This window comes from Hoylesella shahii (assembly GCF_937990675.1).
Classification (GTDB): domain Bacteria; phylum Bacteroidota; class Bacteroidia; order Bacteroidales; family Bacteroidaceae; genus Prevotella; species Prevotella shahii.
On the sequence record NZ_CALKQY010000030.1, the window covers coordinates 1 to 12,788 of the forward strand.

The following is a 12,788-nucleotide window of genomic DNA, read 5'->3' on the forward strand; positions in this document are numbered from 1 at the left end:
ATACCCGAAAGGGGTATACCGGATTTCGAGTCCAGCGCGATCGATCACTCTGCCAATCTTCCAAATGCGGTGCAAAGGTAATAATAAAATTACAATTACACCGCATTTTATTCAATATTTTTTCTCTTTTGGCTCACATATATTTGTATTCTACCATCATTTTGTGGCTTTGTAGACTTTGTTAATAGCTACAATAATATGTTGAATGTTCAAAAAAAGAAAATAACAAATCTACTTTTTAACTTGAATGCTATTAAGCAAGTCGAGTTTGCCATCGTTGATAAGCTTAAGAATCAGTTCTCCAAACAAAGTGTTAGGCCAAGCAAACCAAGCGCGAGTGTACTTTTGCGCATTGTTTTTGTTGAAAGCTTCGTGCATAACGCCAGTATTGCCATCTGTTTCCATCAACATCTTGATGCATTGTCTAATCTCGTCGTCGTTTTGAGCTGTAAAAGCCTTAAGCATGATGCTCATTGGCCAAGGATAGTTAGCACCGATATGGGGACCACCTATGCCTTCTCCTGCTTCACCTTTAAAGAACCAGGGATTGTCTTCGCTCCAAACAAAACGACGCGTGTTTTGATAGATAGGGTCGTTCAGTGGTACATCGCCCATATATCCCAGTGCCAATAAACTAGGTACATTGGCATCGTCCATCAAAACTTGTCCGCCATAGCCGTCAACTTCGTATGCATAAATTTTGCCATATTTAGGATGTTCGGTGATGGCATACTTCTTTAACGCAGCCTCAACCTCGTTGGCCAGGGCTTCGCACGATTGACTTAGATTTTGGTCTTTGTTTACTTTTGTCAGGATTTGCGATGCTTTACGCAGTGCCGATACGGCCATAAAGTTAGAAGGAACAAGGAAAAGCATCGTTGTGGCATCATCTGAGGGGCGGAAGCATGAAGCAATAAGGCCAACAGGTTTTACAGGCGAACCGTATCCGTCGCCTCCTAAAGTCTCTGTTTGACGTGTTGATTCGCGTTCAAAGCGATATTTTCCTGGTCCGTTTTTGCGTTGCTGTTCTTTGAAGGTTGCCAAAATTTTCTTGATAGCTTCGGTCCACAGTTCGTCAAAGATAGAGGTGTCTCCCGTTACTTGCCAATAGTGGAAAGCTAAGCGAATGGGATAGCACAGCGAGTCTATTTCGTATTTGCGTTCAAACACCTCTGGCTGCATGTCTGTTTTGTCGGTAACATGGCCTTCGCCAGTTGGTCCATCGTTAAACGCATTGGCGTAAGGGTCGATGTTAATTTGGCGCAATTGTCTAAGAATAACACCGCGAATCATGGCCTTAAGTTTAGGATCTTTGTTGGCAAATTGCACATAAGGCCATACTTGCGCACCCGAGTCGCGTAGCCACATAGCAGGGATGTCGCCAGTATAAACGAAAGTATCGTCTTCACCGTTTAGCTTGCGATAGTGCACGGTGGTTTCTAGCGTGTTGGGAAAACAATTCTCGAACATCCAAGCCAGATAGCGATTTCCTTTGAGAAGTTTTTTAACCTCTTCTATTTTCTTATCGATAACTTCAGAACGGAACAATCTGGCCTTCACGTCGGGTCGCTTACTTACATAGAGGCGTGTATTATCGGCTATGGCCTCTATGTACTCTTGTCCGTACACTTTGTTTTTTTGAGCCATCAGTTGTTGGCTAGGCAAGGCAAGTAATGCCAGTGCCAGATAGAAAGATCTCATATCCTTTAATTGATTAGGGTTTAATGTGGTAATGTTGGCTGTCTACTTACGTAATGCGTGTTGAAGCAGAAAGTCCTTGACTTGTCGATTGAATGGGTTGGTAGGGCATAGCTATTGTTACCTTGCATTGAGCGAAGCCTCTTTTGGTTATGCTAATGGGCGATAGGTGTGTGCCAAGAAGCATAACGAGCTAGCTAATTACGCCGTATTTAGGTAAAACAAGCTGTTTCATGACCTACGAACCTAAATATTGGCAATGCTCATGATGTTGGCAAACACACCTGCAGCTGTTACATCTGCCCCTGCTCCATACCCTTGTATCTGCATCGGGTATTGTTTATAGCGCTCTGTGGTGAGCAGCACGATGTTGTTAGAGCCTTCTAGGTTGTAGAACGGGTGACTTTTGTCAACTTCTTGAAGGCCAACGCTAGTTTTGCCAAGGTTCATAGTGGCCACAAACCGCCAGCGTTTGCCTTCTTTAGCCAGTTGCTCACTCTTTCTTTCAAAGTCGGCGTCTAGTGTAGGAAGATTTTCCCAGAACTCTTCGAGAGAGCCTTCGAAAAAGCTGTTGGGCACAAACAAATGTTTTTCAACATCGGCTTGTTCTGCTTTATATCCAGCCTCGCGGGTTAGTATCACCAACTTTCTAACCACGTCTGTTCCACTTAAGTCGATACGTGGGTCGGGTTCGCTATAACCTTGGGCTTTTGCTCGTCGCACGGTTTCAGAGAAAGGGACATCAGTACCCAATTCGTTGAAGATGAAATTAAGTGTTCCGCTCAACACAGCTTCAATCTTTAGAATGTGGTCACCCGAGTTTCTCAGGTCATTAATGGTTCCGATAATAGGAAGTCCTGCGCCCACATTAGTTTCGTATTTAAACTTAATTCCCCGTGTAAGAGCTGTTTGTTTTAATCTTTCGTATTTCTCATATTTAGAAGATGCGGCAATCTTATTGGCTGTAACAATACTTACGTTGTTGTCAAGAAGTGTTTGATACAGGCCTGCAACATCTTTACTGGCTGTGCAATCTACGAACACGCTGTTAAAGATATTCATTTCAAGTATCTCATCGCGCAAGTTCTCTGGTGTGCATTTGCTTGCGTCTTTAAGTTTTTCTGCATAAGTTTCGAGATCAATACCATTACGGTCGAACATCATAAACTTGGAGCTGGCAATGCCTACTACACGCAATTTAAGTCGCGAACGCAAGCGTAATTCTTCTGCCTGTGCTTTAATCTGCTCAATAAGCTTGCTGCCTACCGTTCCAATGCCACACACAAAGAGGTTGAGTTCGGTATATTCGGAGAGGAAAAACGAGTCGTGTATTACGTTAAGTGATTTGCGCAAAAATGTTTCTGGAACAACAAACGAGATGTTGGTCTCTGCTGCTCCTTGCGCGCACGCAATTACACTAATACCCGAACGTCCAAGCGTACCAAAGAGTTTTCCTGCCACACCTGGCGTGTTTCGCATATTTTCGCCCACAATTGCCACCGTGGCAAGTCCGCTTTCGGCCTTCATGGGGTACATTGCTCCTGTTTCAATCTCTTTAGAAAATTCGTTGTTAAGCACTTCAACGGCTGCGTCAAGGTCTTGTTGGCGCACACCAATAGAAGTGGAGTTCTCTGATGAAGCCTGACTAACGAGGAACACGGAAATGCCATTATTGGCCAAAACGGTGAATATTCGTCTGTTAACACCAATTACACCAACCATCGACAAACCAGCAACGGTGATGAGTGCGGTGCCACTAATGCTGGATATACCTCGTATGGGTTTATCAGTTTTCTCTACCTTTTGCTTGATTGTGGTGCCTTCGGCTTCGGCGTTAAAGGTGTTTTTAATCTTTATAGGGATGTTCTTTACGCAAACAGGGTAGATGGTTGGTGGGTAAATCACCTTTGCACCGAAGTTGCAAAGCTCCATTGCTTCGGTATAGCTTAGTTCCTTGATAGTATAAGCCGTTTTGATAACACGTGGGTCGGCCGTCATAAAACCATCTACATCGGTCCAAATCTCAAGCACTTCGGCGTCTAATGCGGCAGCAATGATGGCTGCAGTATAGTCAGAACCGCCTCGCCCAAGGTTGGTTGTCTCGCCAGTATCTTCGTCGAGAGAGATAAAGCCAGGCACAAGCGACACACGTGGAAGTGGTGAAAACGTGTCGACCACAAGCTTATTTGTTAGCTCGCTATCCAGCACATGCTTGCTGTTTTTTCGTCGGGTTTTAATAAAATCTCGTGAATCGAACCACTTAGAACCGCGGATAAGGGTTGAAACGATATTCGAACTAAGTCGTTCGCCATAGCTAACAATAGCATCAAGAGTTTTCTCGCTTAGGTCGCGAATAAGGAAAACACCTGTGTAAATGCTGCGCAACTGTTCGAAAAGTGTGTCTACGATATTGAATAGTTGCTCGCGAGCTGCAGTGTCTCTTATAATGGTGTCTATCATTTGATGGTGTCGAACTGTCATTTCCTCAAACTCGTTGCGCCATTTTTCATTGCCAGCCACTGCCATTTGCGCCGTTGAAATAAGCTTGTCGGTAATTCCGCCCAATGCACTAACAACCACAATCACAGGTTGTCGCTTAGCTTCATTTTCAACAATGCGCTTTAAGCACAATATACTTTTTACGGAACCTACTGATGTTCCGCCAAATTTTAATACTTTCATTTACTGTTGTTATAATTTAATATTGTGTTGCCCCAAAACAAATGAGGTTGAACATAACTTCATTGCAAAAGTAACAATAATTAGATATATGGCCAACAAACGGATATATAATTAACCTTTATATAATCGCTTTGTGTATATAAGCAGGCAACGGGTGTTAAAAATAAACCTTATTATGACCTTTTTGCGTCGTTTGTTTGGTTAATAGAAGGCTTATGATTATATTTGCGAAAAAATTCGTAACGAAAAATTTCGCAAATGAAGAACCCGTTTAAGTTTGGAACCATTGTTGAAGGAGAATACTTCACCGACAGAACCGAAGAACTGGAAAGCATTAAGCAACTGCTTAACAGTGATAACCACCTGATATTAATTAGTCCTAGGCGTTTTGGCAAGTCTAGTTTGGTTAAAAGGGCGGTGACTCAAGTTGCGCGACCTTGTATCTCACTCAATTTGCAGATGGTAGTTAGTGTTGAGGGATTAGCGGCAATGATTTTGAAAGAAGTGTTTAAGCTACATCCGTGGGAAAAGCTTAAGCATCTGTTAAGTAGTTTCAGGGTTGTTCCTACTATATCTACCACGCCTTCGGGAGAAGCTATCGACATTACCTTTCAAGCCACAACCGATGCTACGGTATTGATAGAAGATGCACTGCAGCTAGTAGAAAAGGTGAGTGAGAAAGGAGAATCGATGGTGGTTGTGTTTGACGAGTTTCAAGAACTGATGGGGTTAGACAAGGGGATTGACAAACGATTGCGTGCCATTATCCAAAACCAACGGCACGTTAACTATATTTTCTTGGGTAGTCAAGAGTCGATGATGACTGAGATTTTTGAACGAAAGCGCTCGCCTTTCTATCGTTTTGGTGTGCTGATGCATCTTGACAGAATACCACACAGTAATTTTAGCCAGTACATCTCTGAGCGCTTGTCAGATAATTTTGTCTCAAAGGTTAATGTGGTGGAGCAGATTTTGGCTACCACTCGTTGTCATCCATATTACACACAACAGTTGGCAGCACTGGTTTGGGATATGCTTACTTATAAAAAAATGAACGAAGCGGAGGTGGTGGATCAAGCTATAACAACTCTTGTTCGTACACACGATTTTGACTTTGAACGTATTTGGCTCAATTTTAACAAAACCGATCGGAGTATTTTGATGGGACTGGTTAATAGCGTGCAGCTTGCAAATAATCGCCGTTTACCTACTAGCACGATGTATAGCAGTGTAAAGCGATTGATGCAAAGTGGTTATGTCATCAAACTAGATACTTTTGAAATTGAAGACCCCTTTTTTGCACGCTGGATAAGGCAACGTCAAGGCTAGGAAAGCGGAATAGAGTGGGGGTATGGGAATAAATAGCTTGCTGGATAAGCTTGGTAGCTACATCATTTTAAGCACAAAGTGCAAGGGGTTTTTCCATGAAATTTAACACTATAAGTGCCAATTTCACTCACCACCTACTAACTCGCTTAAAAATATTCGATTCTCGCGAAGGTTTAATTACTACATTTAACATAACAATAGAGATTATGCTAACAATATAAACGCAGCACCCCTATAGATAAAATGCACCAGGAAAAAATCTGCTTTAAATCATTATAACGCATGAGTTAATTTTTGTATTTCTCTGTTTGTCTATTTAAAATAACATTTCAGATAATTTATAATTCCATAAGTCACAACAAAACACACAATACGAAAACTAAATACACGGTTTATAAAATTGGTACATCTCTAGCAAACAAGTAAAAGACTATAAGCAATGAAATATCAAGTAGATACAATTATATGTTAAATAAAAGGCTAGCTAGATGTTTAAGTTTATAACATCCAGTATATTTGATACTTAGGTTTATATATCAGTGTATTGGTGTTTCTGTAAAACAATTCAAAAACAAACCGAAGAATAATAGTGATAATATAGTTAAATTATCATTATAATTCAGTAAAATAATGTCCAAAATATAAGGTGTCAGGCTTGAACTATGGCAGAAAAATAGTAACTTTGCAATCGTGATTGAACTGCATAGACATATCGAAATCTTATTGCTGGATAACGACTGCGTAATTATTCCTGACTTTGGAGGATTTATGGCGCACCATGTTGAAGCAAGATACGACGACGGTGACCATACGTTTCTGCCGCCGTCGCGCACGCTTGGGTTCAATCGCCAACTTCGTTTAAACGATTCACTGTTGGCGCAATCGTATGTTGAAGCTTACGACTTGAGCTACCCCGAAGCCTTAACCCGAATTGCTAATGAGGTGGAAGAGATGCGCCAACACTTGCACAACGAAGGTTATTACGAATTAAACGACCTTGGCGTGCTTTATTATGCAGAAAATGGCACTTACACTTTTGAGCCTTGCGAGTCGGGAATACTAACACCATCGCTCTATGGACTTAATTCTATCGATATTCTTCGCCTGCAAACAATAGAAACTATCAATGCAGAACAAAGTATCGAATTAACAAATAAAGAAGAAGAAAAGACCACGACCAAAGTTATTCAATCAGAAAACAAGCCCATTCTGCTTGAAATGGATAACACTGCAAACGCACTTTCTAATAGCATAGAGGAAAACTCAGACGATAGTCGAGTTAAAGACGGCGAACTTATCATCCCTGTAGCTTGGCTTAGAAATGCCGTTGCTATCTGTATTGCCATTGTGGCCATCTTGCTTTTCCCTTCTACCGTTACCGAAGGAGAGGTTAACACTGTATCGCATAGCATGGTAGACACAGGACTATTGAGCACGATGATGCCCAAAGAAATGATTAAAGGACAGGAGAATATCACAGAAATTAAAGCTCCAATTCCTTCGCCTGCGAAGTCTCCAGCGAAAAAAAACGAACCTGCTGAGGTTGAGAATAGCGCAAAATCCAACGATACTTTTTATTGCCTAGTGCTGGCAAGCAGAATAACCAAGCGCAATGCCAACCTTTTTACACAGATGATGAAGGACAAAGGCTACAGCGAGACCGAAGTATTGGCAAACGATAAAGACGTAAAGGTGGTATACGGCAGGTACGAAACAATGAACGAAGCACAAGCCGCTTACTACAAATTGCACAAGAACGCAGACTTTAAAGACTGCTGGGTAATGCGTAAAAGTGCCAACAATTAATGGCAACTTGTTACATAACTAAACATGCAAACAAAAACATGAAGAGAGTACGATGTCCCAAATGCGACAACTACATAACTTTCGACGAGACACGCTATCAAGAAGGGCAGTCATTATTTTTTCAATGCCCTGATTGCGGAAAAGAGTTTGGCATACGCATTGGCGTATCTAAACTTCATAACCGCCAGAAAGAAACCAATCCCGAAGAACTATATAACGACGACCATTGCGGAACGTTAACTGTTATCGAGAATGTGTTTCACTACAAGCAAGTTTTACCACTAAACATGGGCCGAAACGTTATCGGTCGATACATGAAGGGCAGTGGTATAAACTGCCCTATCGAGACAAACGACCCCAGTATCGACATGCATCATTGTGCCATAGAGGTGAGTCGCGACAAACGCGGACAACTAAAATACGTGCTGAGCGATGGCCCTAGCTACACAGGAACGTTTGTAGACAACGAAATTTTGGGCGACAGAGAACGCCGTGTGCTTGAAGACGGATCGCTCTTCACCATTGGTGCAACCAGTATTATATTGCGCACGCAAAACGAAAAGGACTAAGCAGTCCTTTTTTCGTTTTTAGGGGCTTGCGTTGTTTATATCCCATTTTATTTCGATTTTATTGAACTTATCGCAAGAAAATCATTAACTTTGCACTGATTGTGCCCTGTAGTCAATGGCACAGATAAGAAGTATCATAACAAAATGATGGCCAATGCTCATAGAATATAAAAACGTAAACGTTTATCAAGACGACCGCGAAGTGTTGCGAGGCGTTGATTTCCATGTTGATGAAGGAGAATTCATCTACATTATCGGCAAAGTGGGTTCCGGAAAGAGTTCTTTTCTTAAGACTACTTACTGCGAACTCGATATCGACGAGGAAGACGCTGACACGGCTCTAGTGCTGGGACGAAACCTAACAACCCTTCGTCGCCGTGAAGTTCCCGCACTAAGAAAGGAGATGGGAGTGATATTTCAAGACTTCCAGCTGCTACACGACCGCAGTGTGTGGGAGAACTTGCAGTTCGTGCTTAAGTCTACCGGTTGGAAAGATAAAGACGAACGTGCCGAACGCATTGAGAAAGTGTTGGCCGATGTTGGTATGAGCGACAAAAAGCATAACATGCCCTACGAACTTTCGGGTGGAGAACAACAGCGTATTGCTATTGCACGCGCCATATTAAATAATCCAAAGGTGATTATTGCAGATGAACCAACCGGCAACCTCGACCTCGAAACAGCTAGCAACATCGTTGCATTGCTGCGCGACATCACCCAAAGCGGAACAGCCGTGGTGATGACTACCCACAACTTGTCAATGCTTAGCAAATACCCTGGTATAGTTTACCGCTGTGCAGATGGCAAAATGAAAGAGATTACCAACGAATATAGCAAGATAGACCTCACTGAGGACGAAGAATAAAAACATAAACTTACACTTACTTATAGTTTACATGGGTATGAAAGTAATGAAATTTGGAGGCACATCTGTAGGCTCTCCCGACCGTATGAAGAACGTAGCTTCGCTTATAACGGCATCGGGTGAACCTTCATTTATTGTGCTATCGGCCATGTCTGGCACCACCAATTCGCTCGTAGAGGTGGCCGATTATCTTTATAAGAAAAATCCGGAAGGGGCTAACGAGGTTATTAACAACCTTGAAAAGCAATATGCTAAACATGTAGACGCACTGCTTTCAACCCCCGAACATAGAGAAACGATGCGCGCGTTTCTCATAGATGAGTTTAATTACCTGCGCTCTTTCACCAAAGACCTCTTCACTAGCTTTGAAGAAAAAAGCATCGTTGCACAAGGCGAAGTGATAAGTACCAACATGATGGTTAACTATTTGCAGGAAATAGGCGTAAAGGCGGTATTGCTTAATGCGCTTGATTTTATGCGCACCGACAAAAATAATGAACCCGACTTGGCTTTCATTAGGGAGAATTTAAATCGACTGATGGAAGAGAACAAGGGCTATCAAATATACATCACACAAGGCTTTATCTGCAAAAACGCTTATGGCGAAACCGACAACCTACTGCGAGGTGGTTCGGATTACACAGCCTCTCTAGTGGGAGCTGCACTACCAGCCGATGAAATTCAGATATGGACAGACATCGATGGTATGCACAACAACGACCCAAGAGTTGTAGATAAGACAGAGGCTGTTAGACAATTAAACTTCGAAGAGGCTGCAGAGTTGGCTTATTTCGGGGCAAAAATATTGCACCCCACCTGTGTACAGCCTGCCAAATATGCAGGAATACCTGTGCGACTGAAGAATACCATGGACCCAGATGCTGAAGGAACAATCATCAATAATGAGGTGTTACATGGTAAAATAAAAGCCATAGCCGCCAAAGATAAGATTACGGCCATCAAAATAAAGTCTAGTCGTATGTTGCTTGCTACAGGCTTCTTACGTAAAGTGTTCGAAATTTTTGAAAGCTACCAAACGCCCATCGACATGATTGTTACTTCTGAGGTTGGCGTTTCGATGAGTATCGACAACAATTCGCACCTCAATGAAATCGTAGACGAACTAAAAAAATATGGTACGGTTACGGTAGATGAGAATATGTGTATTGTTTGTGTGGTAGGCGATCTTGATTGGAATAATGTTGGATTTGAGACTTTGGTTACCGATGCAATGAATAATATTCCAGTAAGGATGATTTCGTATGGCGGTTCTAACTACAATATATCCTTTCTTATTAAAGAAGAAGACAAACAAAGGGCATTGCAATGCCTTAGCGACACGCTTTTTAAAGCATGACAATGAGGGTAGGGCGCTTGTCTCTTTGCATTGTCGGCATGCTGAAAACGAATAAAGGCTTGCCGCTCGTGCAGCACACGCGTCCTACTTCTTGATTGATTAACTCTCTGGTTGTAATTTCATTCACAATGATTAATTTACCTACACATAGTTTTCAACAACACCCAACACCTTTTTATTATTATGATGAAGAATTGTTGCGCGCCACACTTGACGAATTAAACAGACAAGTGGCGAGTCACCCCAACTTCATTGTACACTATGCTGCAAAAGCTAATGCAAACATTCGCATACTTGAAATAATAAAAGAAGCAGGGTTGGGGGTAGACTGTGTGAGCGGTGGAGAGATTGAAACAGCTCTCAGTGTGGGCTTTAAACCCGAAAAAATCGTTTTCGCTGGCGTGGGTAAAAGCGATTGGGAAATAAAGCTAGCACTTGAAAACAACATTTTCTGCTTCAATGTTGAAAGCATTGAAGAGATGGAAGTGATTGAACTGCTTTGCAATGAAATGAATTGCACAACCAATGTGTGCTTGAGGGTAAATCCAAACGTGGCTGCCCACACACATAAAAAAATAACTACAGGTATGGCCGAAAACAAGTTTGGCATACCTATTGACTGCATTTGGGAGACGATTGAGCGCATGCAGGCCATTACACACCTGCGTTTTATTGGCTTGCACTTTCATATTGGCTCACAAATTGTAGAACTGAACGACTTTCGGGAACTGTGCAACAGTGCTAATAACCTACTTGCATTTCTAAAAGAGCGTGGCATTGAACCCGAACACATCAACGTGGGCGGTGGTCTGGGTATAGACTACAACAACCCCGAAGAACATATTGTACCCGACTTTAAAGCATATTTCGACACATATGCTAAAGAGTTGCTGTACAACGCCAAGCAGAAAGTGCACTTTGAGTTGGGAAGATCACTGGTAGCACAATGCGGATTTCTCATTTCGCGTGTGCTTTATGTGAAGCAAGGACAAAGTAAACAGTTCCTCATTCTTGATGCTGGCATGAATGATTTGATACGTCCAGCCATGTATCATGCCAAACATAAAATTATCAATTTGTCCAATCCATTGGGTACAAACGAAGTTTACGATGTAGTAGGACCTGTTTGCGAGTCGAGCGATGTCTTTGGTAATGACGTTGTTTTGCCTCAATGCCATCGCGGACATCTTATAGCTATCTGTTCGGCAGGTGCTTATGGCGAAGCAATGGCTTCGCAATACAACTGTCGTGCATTAGCCAAGAGTTATCTAAGTGAAGATTTCAATATTTAAACCAATCCCTTATGGTTCTAACCTTATACATTGATACGATTGCCATTATTTGCTGCATGTCGCTCATTGTTCTTTTTTTTGTCTCTATGTTCTGCAACCCTTTCTTGCGTGCCAGGCGCTTAAAAAAATGGGCTTTGCAAGCAGCAGAGAAAGAAGTAGACACAACAGACACAGCGGCCGCACCCGTGTCTATCGTTATTCCTATTCTTGAAGACGCACCTGAGCTTGCTGCTACAGTTGAAATGATGCTTCAACAAGAGTATGCTGCGCCATTTCGCGTGATTTTAGTTGCTGATAAAGGCAATGCCTTAGTTGAACGTTTGTCGGCCGAAAACAAGGATAATAAACACATGTATTGCACCTTTGTACCCAATTCGTCGCGCTATATGAGTCGTAAAAAACTAACGCTGACACTTGGCATTAAAGCTGCAGACACCGACTGGGTGGTGATTTTAGAACCCACCTGCACCCCTTTATCCACCAAATGGCTTGCAGCTCTTGCGCCTAGTTTGGCAACCGATAACCGATTAGTTGTGGGTTACACTGCTCTCGAAGAAGATACGCGTACCTCGTGGCGTTACCAACAATTGCGCTCTAGTTTCTACATCCTCACTCGAACGCTAAGAGGCAAGACTTATAGACATGCAGGAGGATTTGTGGCCATGAGAAAAACCGATTTTATGAAGCGCGATGGTTTCTCTGGAAATCTCAATTTGCTACATGGCGAGTACGACTATTTGGTCAATAAGTTTGGAGATGATATGGCCACCACAGTGGCTTTGCATCCCGAAACACACACGCTGACAAAGGCACCAACAAAAAAGGAGTGGATAAACAAGCAACTCTACTTCTGGGAAACACGCAAATACCTACAAGGCGGATGGTTTAGCAGGTTTTTGTTTAATATAGATAACATCATGCTCTACCTCAATTATATCGTTGCCATACTATGTTTGGTCTACGGAGTAATAGAAGAGCGCTGGCTCATTGTGTCAGTTGCGTCGGCCAATATCCTTTTAACAGTGTTGCTGCGCATACTCTTTGCACATAAAGCAATCAAGGTTTTCAATGTCGACCTACCCGCTTGGCGCGTTATTGGATTTGAACTGATGGTGCCTTGGCGTAAAATTCGGTCGTATTTCAAATATCTAAAGACCGATAAGTACGAATTTACCAGTCATAAATTATAA

General features: G+C 42.3%; 9 protein-coding genes. 7 read left to right on the top strand and 2 right to left on the bottom strand.

Annotated elements, in window-relative coordinates:
• Positions 1-231 precede the first annotated feature (231 nt).
• Positions 232-1,701, bottom strand: a complete 1,470-nt coding sequence (locus QME03_RS04955) for a glycoside hydrolase family 125 protein (protein ID WP_110370550.1) — start codon at positions 1,699-1,701, stop codon at positions 232-234.
• A gap of 243 nt (positions 1,702-1,944) precedes the next feature.
• Positions 1,945-4,380, bottom strand: a complete 2,436-nt coding sequence (gene thrA / locus QME03_RS04960; protein ID WP_025817758.1) for a bifunctional aspartate kinase/homoserine dehydrogenase I — start codon at positions 4,378-4,380, stop codon at positions 1,945-1,947.
• A 258-nt stretch (positions 4,381-4,638) separates the two neighbouring features.
• Here thrA and QME03_RS04965 point away from each other — a divergent pair, with 258 nt between their 5' ends.
• The 7 genes from QME03_RS04965 to QME03_RS04995 all read left to right on the top strand — a co-directional run bounded on the left by QME03_RS04965 (position 4,639) and on the right by QME03_RS04995 (position 12,788).
• Positions 4,639-5,709, top strand: coding sequence for an AAA family ATPase (locus tag QME03_RS04965; protein ID WP_025817760.1), 1,071 nt, complete (start codon positions 4,639-4,641; stop codon positions 5,707-5,709).
• A gap of 690 nt (positions 5,710-6,399) precedes the next feature.
• Positions 6,400-7,515 carry an HU domain-containing protein gene (locus QME03_RS04970; protein ID WP_110370451.1) on the top strand — a complete coding sequence of 372 codons (1,116 nt, stop codon included), beginning with the start codon at positions 6,400-6,402 and terminating at the stop codon, positions 7,513-7,515.
• 38 nt (positions 7,516-7,553) lie between these two features.
• Positions 7,554-8,084: an FHA domain-containing protein gene (locus QME03_RS04975; protein WP_025816902.1), complete on the top strand. Its 531-nt coding sequence runs from the start codon at positions 7,554-7,556 to the stop codon at positions 8,082-8,084.
• Between the two features lie 154 nt (positions 8,085-8,238).
• Positions 8,239-8,949 (top strand): cell division ATP-binding protein FtsE, encoded by a 711-nt coding sequence (locus QME03_RS04980; RefSeq protein WP_025816901.1) that lies wholly within the window; start codon positions 8,239-8,241, stop codon positions 8,947-8,949.
• Between the two features lie 37 nt (positions 8,950-8,986).
• Positions 8,987-10,306 (top strand): aspartate kinase, encoded by a 1,320-nt coding sequence (locus QME03_RS04985; protein WP_025816900.1) that lies wholly within the window; start codon positions 8,987-8,989, stop codon positions 10,304-10,306.
• 128 nt (positions 10,307-10,434) lie between these two features.
• Positions 10,435-11,598, top strand: coding sequence for a diaminopimelate decarboxylase (lysA, locus tag QME03_RS04990; protein WP_025816898.1), 1,164 nt, complete (start codon positions 10,435-10,437; stop codon positions 11,596-11,598).
• A gap of 11 nt (positions 11,599-11,609) precedes the next feature.
• Positions 11,610-12,788, top strand: a complete 1,179-nt coding sequence (locus QME03_RS04995; RefSeq protein ID WP_244912945.1) for a glycosyltransferase — start codon at positions 11,610-11,612, stop codon at positions 12,786-12,788.